Genomic DNA, 19,793 nt, shown 5'->3' on the forward strand with positions numbered 1-19,793 from the left:
GTGCCCGCCAAGCCGTCCGACCGCGGTGCGTCGGAACTACCCGCATGCCTTGGCCTCTTGCCGAAACGGCTTTCCAGCTCGGGTGTGAGCCCTCGCGTCTGTCTTTGGATCTCGGCTGCGATCTCCGGCGGCACGTCATCAGTCCACACCATACCGCGACCATCCTCACCGGCGAGCGCAAACACCGCCTTCCAGGGCGCTACGCACCGAAACGGCGCGCGATTGAACGAAAGCGTTCCGTAAATGCCGTCGTCATCCACCCGCAGATCCTGAATAGGCACCGGAAGGTCCAGACCGATGTGCAGCACCAATTGCGCCTGGCACGCTAGCCAGGGAGGTATGATTACCCCGTCGAGGCGAGGGTCCAGATGAACCAGCACGCTCCCGCGTAGCAACATGGCGCGAGCGAGGTCACGCTTCTTCAGTCCATCGAACCGCTGGGTCACCTCGGCCATTCTTAGTGGAAACCCCGCGACCATGCCAAGGAAAGTTTGTCCGGAGCGGTCAGGTCGGTCGGGTTGCGGCGGCCGGATGCTGCAACTATAGTGTGTACTTGGGATCGCTCGAAAAAGCGGTCCGCAATGGGGGCGTTACGGTTTCGACGGAGGTGAAGAAGCGCTGGTGGCGTGCACGTCGGCCCTGAGACGACGCAAAAAACTCGGGGAAACACAACTGCCAACGATAACGGCCTTGCTCTCGCGGCCTAAATAAAGCCAAGGGAGCCGTCGAAGCGATCAGCCCGCCAGTGCTGGCGCGGAGGCGTAATCGAACTGGCTAGCCTACCTTCGCGTGACCCGGTAGGTCGGCGAATCAAAGGGTCGCTAGTGGCGATGCGAGCCTGTCCGTGGGCGCAACTCGCCACGATCGTAATACACGGACTACGCGCGTAGAAGCCATCGTGGATCACTTGCGGACGGGGGTTCGACTCCCCCCGCCTCCACTACCGCGAGCGCGCGCAAGCGCGCGCTCGCGGCCAGTGGGCACGCGCCTGTCTGCGAGCTTGGTTCGCGTAACAGCCCGGTCTGCAAATGGCCTCTGTGGGTTCCGCGTGCTCGACACGACCTCGCAGTGGTCGCCTGGCGGGCCAAACGCGAGCTTCGAGTACAGCGAGTCCGCGCACTTGACACTGCAGCGGTCAACGCTCTCGGCCGCTTCGCCTTTGCTGGCGTCTCCCCGCTGCGCAGGTATCAGCCTGCCTCCGCAGAAATCCATCTCGGTAAACACGCGCTCGAACGGCAGCCTCCATGGAGCACCCGAGAGATCGTCGACGAGTCGACGCCCGCGCTCTCCAACGTTGTACATCTCGGGGTAACTCCAACGCGGCAGCAGAACGTGTCCGCAGTGATCGCTGCAAGCCCAGGGTGTCTTGAAGCCACCTACGCAGAAGCCGCCGAGGTCGCACTTCCACACGCTGGGGTACAGTCCGTGCTTGTTCTCCGCAACGTGCAGCGTAATCGGCAGCCTCCTTACATCCACGACGCTGCTGCTGTCGGTAGGCTGACCCGAGTGGGCAGCCATCCAGAGCTTGTCCGCTGACCAGCGACCACCTCCGCAGTAGCGCCACCTCAGCGCAAAGTTCTCCGAATCGCCGTGGTGCGCGGAGTATCCGAGCAGATCCCCACAGTCGGTGTGAAAAAGAAAGACACCGAGCGCGGTGGCCACACCGGCGTCGGGGCTAAAGGCAATACGGGCCGCGATCCCCGAATGGTCGGGGCAGCCTTCAGCCGGATCGAATTTGAGCACGGGAGTGCTCGCTCGCAGCAAACATGCCTCCACCGCATCGGCGAGACCGTCCCCATCGGCGTCCCGTGAGAACGATGGACCGAGCCCGGGGGGTTCGATCCCTGGCCGACCGCACTGAACTTGTGCGTGGAGCTTCGAGGACACGCAGCCTGGCCGCGCCGGAAGCTGGGCCTGCACTGCCCTCACCAACGTCAAGTATAAGACGGCTGACAACGCAACCGCTGCTCTTCCACGCGCTCGCTGCGCCAACATCAGAACTTACTATCCACGGCCAAGCCACACGGTTCCTTTAGCCCGCATCGGTCACCGGCCTCGCAAGCGCCTTTCCGACAGGCGACTCGGGGAACAAGACTCCGCGGCAACCGGTAGGCTTGCTCCGGCTCGAGGTGGCCATGATGCGCCCCCACGCTCGCGTAGGGGCAGACCCGACAGCGCGAGGAACGCCGAGGGTTGCACACGCTGGATAGTGAAAGCCACGTACTACAGTATCATGCCAGCCTGGTATCATGCTAGCGACGTGGCAAGGGACGGGCACGGACCGCGCAGTCCCGCGTAAGCGGTGACTCACACTCGCAAACCCGCCACACTTGCCGCTACGTCGCGTGGCGCGACAGCCGATCCTGGTCGGTCAAGGGCCGCCAGTGGCCACACGGCCCGTGGCCGTACCCGAGCGCGTGCCCGCCCTGCCACGAGACGAGGTGCCCGTGGTCCCCGCGATGCGGCTATCGGGGCCCCTGCCAGTGCCTCTGCCTCCGACAGAGACGGCGGCTTAGGATCTCAAACCGCGCCGCTTCTGGGGCTGGTAAGGTAAGCAGGTCCGTGCGATCGGCCGGCAGGACATGCCGGGGCATGTCGAGTCGGCGCTGAACTGCCTCGTAGTCAGCCCTGGGGCCTGCGATAGAGACCGTGTTGCTCGATGTAGGCCGCGACCGAGTGCGACAGCAGGCCGCTCGTGGGTTGGCGCTTGCCAAGGCGGGCGCGGATGTCGCTCGAGCTTATGGCCGGCAGGGTGACGGTCGAGCACGAGCTCGATCCCCTCGATGCTCTCGATCCCTGCAACCCGCGATCCATGCCAGCCGCCGCACGACCCACCGAGATGGTTGTGACCAGCGCCTCGAGCTCGCTGTAGCGATACCAAGTCGGAAGCTCGCTCTCCAAGTCGGAGCCGACCACGAGGGCGAACGACGCTTCGGGGTAGCGGAGCTGAAGCTCGGTCACGGTCAGCAAGGTGCGACTGACGCCCCCGAGCTCTTGTTCGATGCTGCTCACGTGCACGCGGCGAAGGTCCTGCATGGCGAGCTCGCACATGCGCAGGCGATGCTCGAAGGGGACGAGGGGCTTGGCATCCGCATGCTTGTGGGCGGGGATGACGAGCAGCTGCTCTAGGGGGTGCGCACCGAGAGCGTAGGCCGCCAGCAGCGTATGGCCCAGGTGGGGCGGATCGAAGCTGCCTCCCAGCAGGCCTACGAGTGCTTTCGACCGGGCCAAACCATCAATCCGCTTCGGAACGACGCTGCGCCTGCTCTCGCACCTGCAGATAGGGCGGTGACACGGCAAAAGCGAGCAGATCCGCCGCCTCGGGCACGGCCCTGACAGCCCTCACGCATTCGCTTGCCCTCGGGGAAAGTGAGCGGGAATGGAGCCTCAACAGCGCCGCCAAGCCAGCCCGGCAGTCGCCTGTCATGGCAAGCGCGGAGCGATCCGCCAAGCGCCAAGCCGCGGCGCTCAGGCGCTCCGGGTCGAACCCGGCGTCGAGCAGTCGACCGAGATCGGCGGCGAGCGCTTCGCAGGTCTCGGCTGACATGCTGGTCTCGAGCGCCTTGTTCAAGGCTGCGCAGCCGGCACCGGATCGGAATCTCGGAACGAAGTGCTCGAGCAGATCCCGAAGCGCCTTCTCCAGCCGCAGCGAGTCTGTGTGTACCAGATAGGCCATGCCGCTCGCGGCAAGCTTGAGGGCACGCGCGATCAGGAAACGTTGTTCAGCGGCGCCGGCGCCTCCATGCAGCAGGCCTTGCCCGACCACGATGGCTGCATGTGCGGCCCCGAACGGCTGGCATGTGAGCCCGGGGGCTCGCGAAGAATAGACTGCAAAATCGCGCAACCCGTACCACTGCGCGACCTGTTTCACCATGGGCCCCAGTGGATGCTCGTCCGCAGTGACCGCGTAGGCACCGAGGTGCTCTGGATTCGTCGGCACAAGGCGCTCCAGCAGCGGCCCGGCGAGATCGAAAACGGAGCGCACCGCGGCGGGAAGCTCCCGTGGAGCCAGTAGCTCGTCCAGGCCCGCGACGACGTTTGGTCGCTCCGCTGCGCCGGCCGAGCCCCGCCTGTCGACCAGCTTGGCCAACGCCGCGTTGCTGACGCTGATCGCGGCCGCGGCCGCCGCCACGCAGCGCGCTGCCTCGGAACGCTGGCGGCGCGCGAGAATGCGGGTAAGCCCGTCCCACAGCACGACTTCCGTTGGTCTGGTCGCGAGTGCCTCCGTGTACAGGTGAACGGAGCGATCCAAGTGAACAGCCAGCGCTTCCTGCGATTCGTGCCGTTCGAAGTGCTCCGCCAAAGCACACACGATGCGGTAGTCGGTTGGCCAGTGGCGCTGGGCCTGCCGCAGGGCCTCTTCCGCTTCCCGTATTCTGCCGATCTCTTCGAGCGTGGTAGCGAGTGTGAGGTAGCGACCGCGGCGTGAGACCTCGTCCCCATCCAATTTGATCAACCGGCGCTGGGCGGCCACGGCCTTGTCGGCCACTCCGTAGCGACGATACAGGGACTCCAAGCGCTGGACCGAGTCGACATCGTCGGGAGCCAGTTGGATCGCTCGCGTGTACGCCATCTCGGCGCGCACGGGATCCGGGAGGTGATCGCTGTAGATCTCGCCCAGCTTCTTGAACGCCCTGAGCAGCTCGTCGCGGTCCTTGGTCAAACGCGCGAGCCGAATCAGTGCATCCGCGGCGGAAACCCAGTCGTGCTCCTCCAGCAGCAGGGCGCAGAGCGCTCGCCGCGCCGCCAGTCCATCCGGCTCCAGCGTTATCGCGTCACCGAGGGCGGCTTTGGCACGGCCGCTGTCCCCGGCTTTGCCCCATAGCTGGGCCAGCTCGGTGTGAAGCTGCGCAAGCAACATGGGCTCGCCCCCCTGGCGCAGCCGTCGCTCGTAGAGCTTTGCAAGCTCCCCGTAGTCTCGCTTGCGCTCGAGCAGCGCCTTGGCCCGATCGAAAACGTCGCGGTATAGAGGATCGTCGGCGCACACCTGCAGGAACGCCTGCAATGCGGCCTCGGAGTCCTGCCCCCTTTCCTGCCAGAGCACGCCGGCACGATACAGGAGCGTTCGAGCATGCTGCTTCGAGTCACATCCGGAAGCCGCCCGGCTGAAGGCCGCTGCGGCCTTTCCCGTTCGACCGGCGAGCAACCATAAACGAGCAAGCTCTTCGGCGGCCGCAGGGTGTTGCGGTGATCTCGCCAGCGCGCGCTCAACCAACGCAGCAGCCTCCTCCGCGGCTCCGTCCTGCAAAACCTCGGCGAGACGCAGCGCCTGCGAGGTGCGTTCTTCGGGTAGCGAGAAAACGTCGAGCCCGAGGCGAAGCGCGCGCGTCAACGCGGCTGTATCTCCCCTGCTGCGGGCCGCCCCCTCGAGCCGGTGAATTAGCCACAGATCGGTCAGGGCCGTGCGTGGAGCCTGCGACAGCAGCTCGTAGGCCTCTTGCAAGGACTCGGATTGTTCGTTCGGTGAGTGCCGCAGCTCCGATCCCAACCGCAGCTCCGATCCCAACCGCAGTGCCAAGCGCAGCTGCGCGGCAGCGTCCGGGGGGGCGTGCACCGCCGTCAACATGATCCGCTCGATCGCAAGCAGGCCGGCCTCCTCGCCCTGGCTCATGCGACGCCTCTCGAGTGCGCGAAGGACAGGAATCTGGTCCGGGGCTGCCTGCATCAACTGCTCCAAACGCGCCACCGCATCCGTATCCCCTCTCCGTTCGTGGGCCACGAAAGCGGCCATGCGCAGAAGCACCGCCTTCTTCGCGTCTGGGTCGGCGGCCGATGCATGCGCGGCGTGGAGTCGCTCGAGGACATTGGCGTGCTTGTCCGCCAGCAACTCGCTGCGGTCGAGCGCGAGCAAGGCGTGGACCCGCAACGCCTCGCCGCCTCGTTCGAACGCCTGGCGGTACAACTCTCCAGCCTGCTCGCGTTTCCCAGCATCTTCGTATGCCGCTGCTGCGCAGATGCGGCTGGCCTGAGCAACCTCGTCGCCTCCTTGCTCGGCCAGGGCCTCGAAATGGCTGGCCAGCTCGCTGTCCTCGAGCCGCGAGCAACCCGCAAGCACCTCGATCAAGACGGCATCCGAGGGACACAACGCCAGCGCCGCGCGAAGCAGCTCGGCGGCGGCCTCCGAACTGCTGGCTCGCGCAGCACGCACCAGCGGCAGCGCCTTGGTTCGCGCATCGGGAGCCCCTTGTGCCAATGCTCGCAGCACGTCTGGAAGCAACACCTGAGCGCGCGGGCCACGCGCAAGCGAATCCACAGCCCACGCTGCCGGCTCGTAGCCAGGGACGATCTCCAGCGCTCGCAAATACTGGCGCAACGGGCCGTCGCCGGACTCCCGCATGTGCCTCGCCGCCATGGTGACCGCGAAAGCAGCGTGCTCACCGGACGCTGCGCCCGCTTCCTCAAGCCACAGATCGGCAAGCTCCGACTCGACGTCGGTCATGCGCATCATATGGCGAAGCACGGTGGGTGAGCCGGGCGCCAGGTCATGCGCCACTTTGAGGATGGCCAGCGCTTGCTCGTCGCGTTGTCCGCCGGCCACGAAATCGAGCAGCGCGAGCTGACTACCCAGACGATCCTCCACCCGTGCGCGCGTCGCATTCCTGCGCAGCGCGGTGTGCACCAGGTCCGTATCGCCCGCTTCGGCCGCCAGGTCGACGGACAGCACCTGAGCCACAGGCGGCCCGCCCTCCACCATGGCCTTGGCCAGCATCTGGCGCTCCTTGGCTATCCCTCCTGGCTGCAAGGCAAGCCTGGCGGCACTCGCAAGAGGACCGTCGGAGCCGGAGCCCGGAAGCTGGGCAAGCGCTTCGGCCAAACCGCGTGCGTCTCCCGAAGCGCTCGCCAACGTGCGCTGCACTACCAGGATGCTCGAAAGCTGTGGGTCGGCATCGGCCGCCAGTTCGAGCGACTCCCTTGCCTGACGCCAACGCTCGGCGCGCACATGAAGCGCTGCCTGCTGGGTGAACGCAAGCGCTCGTTCCGTGGTCTCGGCAGCCTCGGACCACCGAAGCAGCGCCGCAAGTTGGCCCCGTTCGTCCCCGGCTCGGCGTGCTAGACGCGCGCAAAGGCGGGACGCGAGCCGGCCCTGAAAGCCACGCATGCGTTCAAGCGCGGCTTTCGGGTCGTTCGCGCTCTCCCAGCGAGCGGCGAGACGCTGAAGCGCCTCCTCGAGCAGCTTCGACTCGACCGACCTCGCCGCTTGCGCGAGGGCATCGCGCGCCTGGCCCGTGCGCCCCGCCGCTCGCGCAGAGCTCGCAGCATGCAAGAGCGCCTCGAATGCTTGGTCGTCCGCCTTGGCAGCGCTCCCGAAAAGCTCGCAGGCTTTCGATCGTCGGTTCGCTCGCTCCTGGAGGCGACCGGCCTCTACGAAAAAGGCGAAGGCAGTGCTCTTGTCGCTGCACGCACGCGCAGCAATCTCGAGGGCATCCGCGGCCGCCAGGGGTCGATCTTGAGCCAGGCTGATCTCGGTGAGCAGGAGACAGGCTGCAGCGCAATTCGGGTCGAGCTCGACCGCGGCCGCAGCAGCCTGCTCGGCCTCGCTAAGAGCGCGCGATATGTGAATGTGGACCTCCGCCAGCAGCGTCAGCGTGTGGGCGCGCTCGGCAGCGGGCAGCGGAAGCTCGACCTCCTGGCTGAGCAGCTCCAGCACCCGGGTCCACTCGCCTGCAGCAACTGCGTCTCGCCGGGAAGCACGAAGGGCTACCAGATTGCTTCGGTCCACATCGAGCGCGGACCCCAGCAGCTCCCCAGCCACCTCGTTGTCGCCGCTTTGACGCCCGAGCTCCGCCCCGGCCACGAGCAAATGCGCTCTGGCCTTGCCGGTGCAGCGCTCCGCCAGGTGCTGCAGCAGATCCACGCGCGCGCGCTCGCTGGCCCGATCGTTGCCAACCAGCTTGAGCTGCTCGTCCGGCATGTCCGGTCGCAAGACCGCCCGCAGCGCGGCTTCGGCTCCGGTGTCCACTCGAGCCGCCGTATCGACCCCAACCGCCGTATCGACCCCAACCGCCGTATCGACCCCAACCGCCGTATCGACCCTAACCGCCGCATCGACTCGAACCGCTGAGTCCACTCCAACGGCTGGGTCCACGCCAACCGCCGTGTCCACGCCAACCGCCGTGTCCACTCCAGCGGTCCCGGCGCCGCCATCTAGCCCCGCCACGGACGTCGGCGCAGGGGAGCCAGGTGGACCGGGCTCGGCGGGCGTTAGATGCGCGATGATTGCCTCACCCAGCTCGAGCTCGGACAGAGCTTCATCTGCCGTGGACGAGCGTGCTGCGCCGCTGTGCTCCGCTTGCAGCTCGCTGTGCCAGCTCTCGCTTTCGAGTGCCTCGAGCTCCGCGAGCAGTTCCGGATCGTCGAGGGGTGCGATCTTCAGCTCGGGCTCGTCGACGTCCCGGCCCTCGCCGGTCGCGGCCTGCTCCCCCGTGACGGCTTTCGGCGTGGGGCGAAGACGCTCCAGCAGCGAGTCCAGATTTGCATCCACGAGCCCTTGCGCGAGCGACTCGTCTTCGATCAATGGTGGTGTGCTCGACTCCGACCCTCCTGGTTCGAGTGATTCGAGCAACCCGCTGTCGCCCTCGAGCGCAGGCTCGAGCTCAGGCTGGGCAGGCTCTGTCGTCGGCTGCGAGCTGCGCAGCGCAGCTTCCTTGCCTGCCAGCAGCGCCTCGAGCACATCGCGGTCGAGACTCGGAGCAGGCAGCGTCGGACGCTCGGCACGCTCTCCGGTCTGCGGCATCAGACCGGGCGGCGGCGGCATGGTGAGGTCGCCGCTGTCATCGGGCGTTGGCTCGCGCTGTGGAGGCTTCGCGTTCCTGGGAGCACGCGCAGTGTCGCGTTGCTCTCGCTGCTCCTGCTCGTGCCCGTGCTGCTCGAGGTCACCCGCAGGCGGCCGATGCGTGGCGCGCGCGTCGTCTGGTTCTCCGCTCATTTGGCCAGCTCGAGATGGCGCCTGAGCGCATGCATTTCCGTCGAAAGCCAAAACAGCGTCACGTCTCGGGCCTGGTCGGAACTCTCCACATCGGCGCGCTCGAAATCCTCCAGGATGGACGCGAGCGCGAGCGAGAGATCGCCGCATGCCAGCAGCCCCGCCCGCACCGAGCTCTTGTGCAGGCCCAGGCAATAGCCCTCTACATCGGCGTCGTGAAGCCCCGCGGCTGCGGCCGCTGAAGCCAGCTCCCGCGCGAGGTCGCGCGGCATTGCACGCCGAAGCAAGGACTTCAGGCCGAGTAGATCCGGTCGCCCGGGACGGCTGGGCAGCCGCGCGCCGGCGGCTGCGCAGGCGGCCAAGATCACTGTTGCCGCCTGCTCAGGCGAACGCTGCACCAGCGGCAGCACGTGGTCGTGCAGCGCAAAGGCGAGCTTTCCTGCCGTGAACAACTCGGCCGTGGTCAGCGGTGTGTCCAGCTCGGAACCGAGCAACCAGACCGGTCGCTGCCGCGGGCGCTGAAGCGCCGCCAGAAGCCGCGGCTGATCGCCGCCAACGTACCAGTGCGCGTTGTGAGCTCCGAAAACACGTGCGTAGGGAAGGAGCGCGTCGCGCAGGCGATGACTGGCCTCGGGGTCGAGCTCGTCCGAGTCATCGACCCCGAAGGTTCTTAGACTGGGGCGCTCGGCCACGAGAAGCGCTGCACAGGCCAGCCTTCCTACCTTGGCCAGCTCGGTAGGCGCGGGCACACGCAGCTTTTCGAACGCACTGCTGCGAAGGACCCCACGTGGCGCGCGGGGCGTGATCTGAAACAAGGCCTGGTAACGCTCGCTCTCCTGATTGGACGCCGCTCCCAAGGCGTTCAGGGCAGCCAGGACACGCAGTTCCAGGTCTTTGGATTCTTCCCAGACAGCGGCCAGGCGCAGCTTCCTCAACACCGCTGGGTCGGTCGGCCGCCGGTGAAGCTCGACACGTACACCTCGTTCGAATGCCGACAACAGCCGGGCCACATCGACCGGATTGTCGGTGAGCTCGCGCAACCCCGCACACGCCTCGGCATCAGCAGGGAATGCGTCCAATGCACGCCGGTAGCGCTGTGCCGCGCGTGTGGCATCGCCCGCCTTGAGAAAGACGGCAGCGGCACGGCGCTCGATCCCTGCTCGTTCCTCGCCCTTGCGTCCTTCGGCCACGCGGCACAATACGTGTGCCGCGGAATCCGAGTTCTCGGCGCGCATCGCCAGATCCGCCATGCGCTCGTGCAGCGAGGCATCGCCGGGCTCCGCCCTGACGAGAACCAGAAACTCCTGCAATGCAGCGTCCGGATCGTTCAGCTTCTTGTCGAGAAACTCCGCAGCGCCCAACAGCGCCAGCTTGCGCTGCCGGGGCGGCACCTTGGCTGCAGCCAATGCACGCAGCGCATCCACGGCCTCGGGCCACTGCTCGAGCGATGTGTGCACCTCCGCCAGCAAGCTCAACCCTGCGGCGTGGTTGCCATCGAGCATGAGGAGATTCTCGAGTGCTTCGAGCGAGCGTCTTCGCTCACCGAGCGCGCGCAGCAACTGGGCCTGCCTGAAGAACAGGCCGCTGAGCTCACCCGGATCCTCGATAGCGGCAATGCGATCCTCGAGCAGCATACGCAGCCCAGAGGTGTCGGCGCGCTCGGCAACGACCGCGTAGAGCCGGTGGTAGGCGATGCGGCGCGATGGCTCGACCTGCAGCGCCTCGCGCAAGCGGCGCTCACCCTCCGGCAGATTCTTGAGCTCGTCGATGAGCACGATGGCCGCTTCCTCCAGCAACATCGCGCGGAACTCACCTTCGCAGCGGGCCGCAAGCGTGTCGCAGCTGTGCACGACCGCCGGCCAATCGCCTAGCGCGCGCGCTGCAACACGCAGGCTGTCCCACGCGGCCATGTCCTCCGGGTCTCGCTCCAACAGCTCGCGCAGCACTGCAGCCGCCTCGGCGTGACTTCCGGCAGCTAGCAGCGCCCGTGCTCGAGCCGACTGAAGCGCAGGACGAAACGCAAGCGCGCTGTGATCGATGCGGCACGCCAACGCCGCGGCACGAGCAGCCGGATCGTCGTCCTCGTCGAGCAGCTCGTCCACCGCGATCGAGGCGGCTAGCGAGCTCGGTTGCTTGGCCGCCATCGCAAGCGCCTCCATGACCATGTCGTCATTCGATTGTCCGCGCAGCGCGATGGCCCTGGCGCGAAGCCCGTGCAGCGACAGCTGCTCCGCGATCGACCTGTCGTCGACCGTGGCGGCGAAGGAGCCGAAAGCGTCCGCCCTCGACTCCGCGTCCGGTGCCGTCCGAATCGCAGCCATGCGAGCCCAGCGATCGCGGGGTTGCTGTGCGAGCACGTCCTGAATGATCTGCCAGGCCTCCTCGCCTGCGCTGCGCTCGTGAATGCAGCGCGCCGCTTGCTCGCGCAGCAAGCTCAGGTTCCAGCTCGGACTGCTGCCCGACTGCAGAACCGAGAACGCTCTACGGATTCTGTCGTCGGCGCCGTGGCGGTTCAGCATCAACAGCGTGAGGGCCGCAGCCGTGCGGGCCTCCGGCGCATCGAGCGCCTCCACCAGCAGATTGGCGGTGCGCTCCGGCTGCTCGCCTGTTTCTGCGAGATGCTCGCCCAGCTCGAGCGCCGCGATCGAGGGTCGGTCCGCGGCGCGATCGCGTTGCACCAGTCCGTGCAGCGCCTCGGCGGTGAGCTCGCGGCTGCCGAGCCGCTCCCCGAGCAACCCGAGCGCCCACAACGGTGCCAGGCTTCCGGCGTCGCTTCCGATGGCGTAGCGATAGCTCTGCATCGCGGTCGAGACGTCGTCTGCCGCCTCCGCTTCCCTGCCGGCCGTGAGCAGCGAGACCTCGGTGCCCAGCACCTCGGCGCGCCCATCGTGCTTGCTCTTGAGCAAGCGAACGGCCCGTTCCGTCTCCCCGGCGGAGAGATACAGTTCCTCGAGCAAGGCGCTCGCGTACGCGTGGTTGGGCGATCGCTTCAGCGCCAGCTGCAAGCACTGCAACGCTGCTGCGCGATCACCCCCCTGTACCTGCGCTCGCGCGGCAGCGCACAGGTGCGCGGCCTTGGCTTCGGCCGCGCGCGCCAGCTTCGCTAGCGTCTGATGCGCGCGACCCAGCAGCTCATGATCGCGCCGCAGCGCCGCCACCAAGCAAGCTGCATGCGGAGCCCAATCCCGGCACGCCGGGCGATCGAGCGCCTCGCGCAGAACACCAAGGGCTGCCTCCTCGTCCTGGAACTGGCCCGACAGCAGCTGATAGCGCTCGCGCATGAGGGCGCTGATCTCGCTGTCTTCGAGTGGCAGCTCGCAAAGCGCAGCGGCCGCATCTCGGGTTGCCTCGTGATCGTTGAGTCGCAGCGCCGCGCCGTAGAGCTCACGCAAAATGCGCGCCTTGTGCGGCGAAAGAGCCACGGCGGTTTCGAGCAGCGGCCGCGCTTGCTCGATGTGCGAAAGGCGATCGACGGCGAGCTGACCCGCGCGCCAGCTCAAGTAGGCACGCGCTTCGCCCTGAGTGTCGCGGGCACGCGCGCCTAGGTCGTCTACGAGATCGCGGTACTGCCCGGTACGCAGCTGGGTTTCTTCCAGCACTGCCCAGGCAGCAACGCTATCTGGCGCTTGGGCGACGCCCTGACGCAGGGCGGCGTACGCGCCCTTTCGGTCGCCAAGCAGTTTCGCGAAATCGGCCACTCGCAGCTGAAGCGCAGCCGCCTGCGGTCCGCTCGCGCCCCGACTCAACAGCTCGGCTGCGTCCGTACCTGCAGCCTGCAGGTTGTCTGCCAGGCCGTAGACCCGCAACCGCTCGAGACGCAAGAGAGCATCGTCCGGTGCCAGCGCGACCGCGGCCTCGTAGTTCGCGAGCGTGCCCGGCAGGTCTTGGCTGTGACGCAATCGGTAGCGTGCTGCTTCGCGCCACAACGCCGCCGCCAAGCGTTGGGGGGGTGCGAGGTCGCGGTAGTGGCAAAAGCCGTTGCGATGGTGTCCGCGGCGCCGGGCCGCGTCGGACGCCAAGCTCGCGCGGCGCTCGAGCGACTCGACGACGCAAGCGTGGTCTCCGTGAGCACGCGCTATCCGCTCCATCCGCTCGAGACACGACCAGGGGTCCCCATGTTTCGCCGCCCGCCGCAGCAGCGTCAGGGCCGCCGTCAGGTCGCCATCCCGTAGATGGGTCTCTGCCGCTTCGAGCGCTAGCTCCGCGCGAAGGGCTGGATCGCTCGCGAGCTCCGCACGCTGGATCACGACGCGCTCGGCGCGAGCCTGCTGCCCCGCTCTGCGGTGATGCCACTCGAGCATCAATGCCGCACTGTGACAACGCGGGTCGAGCTGCAATGCCTGCTCGAACAATTCCGCTGCGTTGTGCGGATCGCCGAGCGCGGCATCCACCAGGCAGCCGCGGTTGACCAACGCCAGCGCCCGATCGGAATCGTTTGACGCGAAATCGAGCTCCAGCTGGTGCAGCTCCGCAAGCTGCGCGTCTTGCCCGCGGGTGGAACACAGACGCATCAGCGCATACAAGGGTGGACGGAACGTTCGGCACAAGTCGAGCGCGGCCCGGTAGCGCAGCTCGGCGGCGTTCACATCGTCGAGGCGGTGCTCGAGCAGCGAGCCGATCTCGTGCTGGAGGATGGCCTGTCTGAGCGGCCGCGAGCTCAGAGCCAGTTCTTCCTCCAGCGCAGCCATCTGCACTTCCGCGACGACCTTGGGAGGCAGCGTTGGAGGCGGCGGGGACGGGCGAGGAGGGCGAGAGGACATACCTGCTGTGCCAACACACGGCCGTGCGGCGTGCCGCAGGGTGGCGGACTGAGGCTATAACAGGGGTCGTGAAATCTATTGGAAGCGTTTGGGGGTTCGTGCTGATTATACCGATTAGAAAGGCACCGTCAGCTGCGCGGAACCGAGACCGAGCTCCACGCCGGCCGATTGCGCAACGCCACGGGAATCCTGCGCTTCTACGAAATACAGGACGAATGCTGCGGCTGTGCTGGACCCGGCCAGCGCCAGCGAGACGCTGGTCACCACCTCGTAGGGCAACAAGGGCGACCGGTCAACCGGCGCCTGTCCCGGACAGTGCAGCATGAGGGCACAGTCGGGCGCCCGTGGCTCAAGCGCCCGCGCCCTGGCCAGGCCGGCGCGCCACACCACCGCGGCAGTGGCTCCAAAGGCGACGGCGGCGCTCCCGCTGACCCAGGTCCAAAGCCGCTTCGGTGACGTACCCGGCTCGGGACGGTCGGTTTGATCCTGGGCCGGCGCTGCGGCCGCTGCCCCGTTCGTTGGCGCTGCCGACGCTGCGACCTCGACCCGCAACGGCCCGGACGGTCGAGGCGCGGCTGGCTGGGGCGAGGCCTGGCCGGGAAGCGGCACCGGCGTGTCCGCGCGAGGTTTGGGAGCCCGGGCCACAGCCGCGAGCGTGACCCGCCGGGCGAGCTTCTCGCCCGCCAGCACGGGAAGCTCCAAGTGCTTTGGAACGAATCCTGGGGCCCCGACCTGGAGACGATGCAACCCTGGGTCGAGCACCAGCGTGCGCACGGGACCCAGGGTGTGCAGGAGCGCGCCGTCCAGCCGCAGCTCGGCGTGCTCGGGGCTCACGGTGAGCAGCAGCGTGGCGACTTCGGCCTCCGCCCGCTCGGCAAGCCTCGCAAGCTCAGCAGACTCGGACGCGGCGGGGTGGCCTGGCGTCAGCCGCCGGTACTCCTTGACGGCCCACAGTGTCTCGCGCGACCTGCCAAGCCGGTAGTAGACCACGGCAAGGTTGAACAGCGTGCTTGGTCGAGGCACGAGCCGGCGAGAACGCTCGAAGGCTGCCAGGGCGTCGTTCCAGCGCCCCTCGGAGCTCAGCGCCACGCCTTTGTCGAACCAGGCACGCGCGCTCGCCGCTGCCACGCCGACAGCCGGCTGGCCAGGAGCTCGATTCGCGTCGGCCTGATTCGCCTTTGAAGACGCGGCCTGGCCCGATCCCGGGGGTGTCTCCGCATCAGGGCCGGGGGAAACCGGGGCCGCTTCGGGAGCATGGGGCGCCGGGCCATCGGGCTCGGTCGCGCCCTGCAGGGGCGGCGGCCGCGCCTGGCCCCGAGCAGCCTGCGCCAACGCCAAGAGGAGACCGAGCGCTCCGAGGCTGCAGGTAGTCTTGGTCGTCACGCGAGCCGTCTCATGCAGCATTGCCTGTCCGGCCTATGTTCCGCGAGTGCTCAAGGCGGCGGCGCCAAGCGCGCCAAAAACAGGTCCTTGGCATGGCTCACCAGGCTCTTGGCGCCCAGCTCGAGCCGGGTGTCGAACAGGCCCGATACGATCAGAGCCTGGCCGGTGCTGCCGCAGCGCAGGTCCCAGGCGTTGCCGCTGCCCGCCAGCACCCAGGCCACGCGCAGCGGATCGGTGCTCGTCGGGTCGCTGTTCCAGGGGTCGAGCAAGGCGACGAACCCGTCACGCGCTCCGGTGCTCGCGCGCGGGAAGTCACCCTGTGTCAGATCGAGCACACCTCGAAACCAGCCCCCGAGCACGATCTCGTTGCGGGGGCCCCAGCTCAGGTCGCTGACCACCACATCACCGGGATAGCGGCGCCCCCAAACCCGGTTGCCCACCTTGCTGAAGAACTCAACGAAGGCCCCGCGGCTCCGGTCGATGGTCACACCGCTGGCGCTGACAGTCTCCCAATCGTACTGGCCCCCCACAACGAGCTCGCCGGTGTGCATCACGATGACGTCGCGAGCGGTCGTGAAGTGATCGCCCGGCCTTGCGGGTCCCAGCGACTCTCTCCAGCAGTCCGGGACTTGGCATTGGCTCGATCCGAGGGCGTCACGAGCCAGACTAACCACGACGGGCTGCCCATCGCAGGCTCCCGTCAAGGCGAGACGCTGTCCGAGGTCGGACATGGCCGCGTCCAGCTGGGTGACCCTGCCGGAACAGCCAAGCAAGCCTGCGAGCGGCTGCGGGGGGTGCGGGCGACCGTCGGGGCCGAACGTATGAGCCTGCAGACTGCTTCCGTTCGCCAGCATGACCTGCAAGCCGAACGCGCCCGTGGCCGAGCGACTCAGCGGAGGCGTGATCCAATCGACCCCGGAGCCGCCCAGCCGATGATCCCATAGGGGCGAACCGTGCGGGTCGTATTGGACGACGAAGCCATCGATCCCTTGACTGGGCTCGCTGTGCCGGCCCTGACCGAACGAGAGCATGCCGCAGTAGCGACCCGACACCCAGACCCCCCCGCTCCCATCCAGCCTCAGACCTGCGATCTCGACGAACGGGGCCGAAACGTCGCAGGCACCGCCAGCCGCGGAGGCCTTCAGGGAAGCAGTCCAGTTGTTCGGGCCCGCCACGTTCGTGGCGCCAACCAGGGCGAGAAACGCGGTTCTGGAATCGACTGCACCCGCCAGGACCATGGTATCGGCCGTGGGCGAGCGTACGACCGCGTGAAGCTCGCTCGGGCTCGGCATGCCCGCACCCAGCACCACCTGCAGCGGCTGAAGGGCGGTTGCCGGCGCCGAGGACGGGCTCGCAGGTGCAGGCGGAATCCAAGGATTGTTCGGGACGGTGACGCCGAACGTACCCGAAGCGCCAAACCCGCCAAAGCCGCCAGAGCCGCCGGGTGTCCCAGCGTGAGGCGCGCCAAAGCCGCTGCGCCCAAAGCCGCCTGCACCCCAGCCAGGCCCACCCATGCCGCCCTGCGGCGGCGTGCCAATCGGGCGCCCGGCGCCGTGACCGGGACCGGCCCCGGGTGCGTGACTGGTGCCGGCCGTGGTACGTGCACCAGGGTCGCTGCCAGCCGGTGGGCTCTCGGCATCGCAGCTGCAGGCCAGCAGCACGACCAGCAGCAACCCGCGGGCGCGGCCATCCGGTGCGGCAGCATCGTGCACAAACCCACCGCTCACGGCAGCTCCCCCAGCTTGACCTCGAACACGGCAGGTTGACCGTGGCTCGTGAGCGTCTGGTTGCGGAGCATCAGCTCCCCGGAAAACACACCCGTGACGACCAAGCCACCTAGAGGGTCGAGGGCGAGCCCGGTTGCACGGGCATCCCCGATGCCTCCGAGGTGCGCGACCCAGAGCGGAGTCGCGTCGAGCAGCGACAGCGCCGCCACGAGGCCGCCGGTTCCGCCGCGGCTGACCACGCTGTGCGAGCCGATCTGGGCAGCGCCTCGAAACCAGCCGGCGACCACCACCTGATCGCTCCGAAAAGCCAGCGCGGCCCCCAAGAAGACATCCCCCGGGTAAAGCTCCACAAAGCCGGCCATCGGCCCTGCCCACGACCGCCCTACCACGAACGCGCCCACGCCCCGGTCGACGGCGCGACCCCCCGGGCTGTGGCGCTGCCAGCGATAGGCCCCGGCCACCACGACCCCGCTGCCGCTCACCAACACCTGGCCAATGCTGGGCTGCTGGCGCTCGTCGGGCGAATCGAGCAGCCGGATCGTCTGGCCCCAGGGCGCCTGCCCGCCCGCCAGGCGCAGCAGCCGGATCTGCTCCCCGCACACCCCGGCGACCACCCGCTGCATGCCGTCCGCCGACATGCCTGTCACGAGCTGAGGCCAACCACCCGGGCAGGTGGGCAGCTGCTGCTGCGCTATCGGAGGCGGCACGGTCGCCGGGCCTGCTGCCCCCATGTCGAGCTGCTGGAAGAAAACCCGCTCGCCGTGCGTGACCACGAGCCCCACGGTGGCTGGTGCAGCCCCAGATGGTCCAGCCGCGCTGCCGGTCATCACCCTGGGTGCGGAGACCCAACTCTCTCCGGGTCCGGCGAGCAGCTCGGAGCCGATGGGGTTTCCCCAGCGGTCGTAGCCGAGCACGAACCCCTCGGAGTCCCGGCTGGCCTCGAGGCGTCCGCCGGGACCCGTATCCAGCGATCCGCAAAACCGGCCGCTCACAAAAAGCTGCGAGCTCTGGGCGTCAAAGGCGAGCCCCGCGATCTGCAGCAGGCGCCCGGCGGCCCCGCATTCAGGGGGGGCACTCAGCAGATGGAGCTGTGCGGACCACTCGAGCGAACCGTGCACGCTGTAGCTGTTGAGACGGATTCGGCCCGGTTGCATCGCGGTCGCGATGGCTCGCCGCCCGTCTTGCGCCAGCGCATTTGCCAGCACGGACGCAGGCTGCGCGGTCTCGCCCGCCGGACCTCGCGCCAGGGTCGTGCCACCGGTAACCGGGGGCGGCGCTGGCACACTTGGCGCAACCGGCGCCGGATCCAAAAAGGGGTTGTTTGGCACGGCGGGTCCCGGCGGGCCCACGCCGCCCCCGAGCCCGCCGAGACCGCCAGGCCCGACCCCCACGCCTCCGACGCCCCCTGGGCCACCCGCTCCTCCCAGGCCGGCGAGGCCTCCTCCGGCGCCTGGGGCAGCGCCAGCAAGACCCGCGGAGCCGCCTCGGCCGCCAAACCCGCCGGCGCCGGGTGCGCCGGCCGGGCCACCCGGTGTGCCAGCTGCGCCAGCCCTACCGGCCAGGCCACCAAGGGTACCCGCCCGGCCGCCGAATCCCAATCCTGCGCGACCCCCCCCGGCGGCGCCGCCCGCTCTGGACGCATCGTCGCCGCCACAACCCCCCGCAAGCCCAGCCACAACGAGCTGGGCACAGCCTGCGACAGAGGCCACCGCTACCCTCCCCCTGCGAAGGAGCGCTATGGATGCGGACATCGTCATGGTGTTAGTGACACATTGGACCGGAGTCTCAAAAACAAAGTGCGTGCCAAGTCGCTTTTTTGTTCACCCGAGCGATCCGGACTCGTCGGGCTGGGGCCCAAACCGGGCTCAAGCCTGCTCGCGCTCATGGCACGACACCGGGCTCGGGTGGTCGGTCGGCGAGCTCAAGGGGATACAGCGTGACCTGAGTTATCAAAGCATGATGGACGTACGCTTCGGCCGCGGCAACGGGCGTGTCACCTCGGTAGCCGGTCAGCAGGACCGGACCCAGCGGTAGGTTCGTGAACCCTCCCACACCGCTGCGGTCGGTCGTGGTGACGCTCTGGCTCGAGCGAGCGGGACGCTCGTACCAGGTGCGGGTGGTCGCATCGGCGGAGCTGGCGCTGAAGCGAACGCCCTGGCCGGGAGTTCGAGCGCAGTCCATGACGGAGACAATCACGTTGCCGCGCTGGACGTTTGCGGGGGGCTGCACGGCCGGATCCGTGCTGGCCACGTCCTGCATCGTAAAGGTATGCCACTCCTGTCGAAGCACCGGGTGACCCAGGTAGTACGCCATGGGGATGAGGCGAGCTCCGCTCGCACGCAGATGCCCGAAGAACGCCCCGGACGCGGCAGTAGCCGGCAGCTCGAGCTTGACTTGACCGCGTTCGTCCGACACCGCGCGAAGCACCCCCGGCGGCCCGCAGCCGGCCGCATCGCAGCCATCGCAGGTATCGGTGGTGCACACCTTGACCTCGATGCCGGCAATGGGCCTGTACATTCGGCTCCGCGGCTCCGTATGCGTCAGCGTGACAAGCCGCGTCTGCGCCGACTCGGTACCGGTCCAGCCGTAGCTGCCCACGCAGTCCCAGTTCCTGCCCGAGCAGGTCGCGGCACAACCGTGTTCCCACAAGAGGCAGCTGAGCACCTTGTTCGACAGGCTGTTGAAGTCAGCCAGGGCCGTGCAGCGCATCTGGCAATCGGGATCCGTGCAATCGCGATAGCACTCGACCGCGTCCTTGCAGGCCGAATCCGCTAGGCATTCGTCCCAGCGCTGCCCGCACTCTCGCTCGCCACAGGCAGCACACTCATCGCTCAGACCGTGGAAGTTCTGCGTCGGGGCAGGTCCTGGCAGCGAGTAGCGACAGCCTGCCGTGCACAGACCGGCCCCGAGCAGCACCAGAGTCCGGCTGCCCTGCAGTCCGAGTCGGACCATCCGCATCCGCCCCGACCGCGTCCACCCTGACCGCATCCACCCTGACCG

Annotated in this window: 9 protein-coding genes and 1 other RNA gene; 1 reads left to right on the top strand and 9 read right to left on the bottom strand. The window is 68.1% G+C overall.

What is annotated here, in order from left to right; genetic code table 11:
* On the bottom strand, positions 1 to 446 hold a 446-nt coding region (locus MJD61_10750), incomplete at its 3' end, for a hypothetical protein (GenBank protein ID MCG8555747.1).
* 137 nt (positions 447 to 583) lie between these two features.
* Between MJD61_10750 and ssrA the strand changes: the two genes are divergently transcribed.
* Positions 584 to 943: a transfer-messenger RNA gene (gene ssrA / locus MJD61_10755) on the top strand.
* On the opposite strand, the gene MJD61_10760 is transcribed toward ssrA, so the two are convergent.
* From MJD61_10760 to MJD61_10795, 8 genes are all read right to left on the bottom strand, one after another.
* Complete coding sequence (locus MJD61_10760) at positions 904 to 1,956, bottom strand: hypothetical protein (GenBank protein MCG8555748.1); 1,053 nt, start codon at positions 1,954 to 1,956, stop codon at positions 904 to 906. The two genes, ssrA and MJD61_10760, sit on opposite strands and share 40 nt — an antisense overlap.
* A gap of 666 nt (positions 1,957 to 2,622) precedes the next feature.
* The gene (nadD, locus tag MJD61_10765) at positions 2,623 to 3,231 is read right to left on the bottom strand and encodes a nicotinate (nicotinamide) nucleotide adenylyltransferase (protein ID MCG8555749.1); all 609 of its coding nucleotides are present in this window, start codon (positions 3,229 to 3,231) and stop codon (positions 2,623 to 2,625) included.
* 4 nt (positions 3,232 to 3,235) lie between these two features.
* The gene (locus tag MJD61_10770; GenBank protein ID MCG8555750.1) at positions 3,236 to 8,926 is read right to left on the bottom strand and encodes a hypothetical protein; all 5,691 of its coding nucleotides are present in this window, start codon (positions 8,924 to 8,926) and stop codon (positions 3,236 to 3,238) included.
* The gene (locus tag MJD61_10775; protein MCG8555751.1) at positions 8,923 to 13,683 is read right to left on the bottom strand and encodes a hypothetical protein; all 4,761 of its coding nucleotides are present in this window, start codon (positions 13,681 to 13,683) and stop codon (positions 8,923 to 8,925) included. The genes MJD61_10770 and MJD61_10775 overlap by 4 nt, the downstream gene beginning before the upstream one ends.
* A gap of 114 nt (positions 13,684 to 13,797) precedes the next feature.
* Positions 13,798 to 15,087, bottom strand: coding sequence for a hypothetical protein (locus tag MJD61_10780; protein ID MCG8555752.1), 1,290 nt, complete (start codon positions 15,085 to 15,087; stop codon positions 13,798 to 13,800).
* Positions 15,088 to 15,116: 29 nt separating this feature from the next.
* Positions 15,117 to 16,793, bottom strand: coding sequence for a hypothetical protein (locus MJD61_10785; GenBank protein ID MCG8555753.1), 1,677 nt, complete (start codon positions 16,791 to 16,793; stop codon positions 15,117 to 15,119).
* Positions 16,790 to 18,502, bottom strand: a complete 1,713-nt coding sequence (locus tag MJD61_10790; protein ID MCG8555754.1) for a hypothetical protein — start codon at positions 18,500 to 18,502, stop codon at positions 16,790 to 16,792. The genes MJD61_10785 and MJD61_10790 overlap by 4 nt, the downstream gene beginning before the upstream one ends.
* Before the next feature lie 172 nt (positions 18,503 to 18,674).
* Entirely contained in the window at positions 18,675 to 19,745 is a 1,071-nt protein-coding gene (locus MJD61_10795; protein ID MCG8555755.1) for a hypothetical protein, read from the bottom strand.
* Positions 19,746 to 19,793 lie beyond the last annotated feature (48 nt).

Source organism: Pseudomonadota bacterium (genome assembly GCA_022361155.1).
Lineage (GTDB): Bacteria > Myxococcota_A > Polyangia > Polyangiales > JAKSBK01 > JAKSBK01.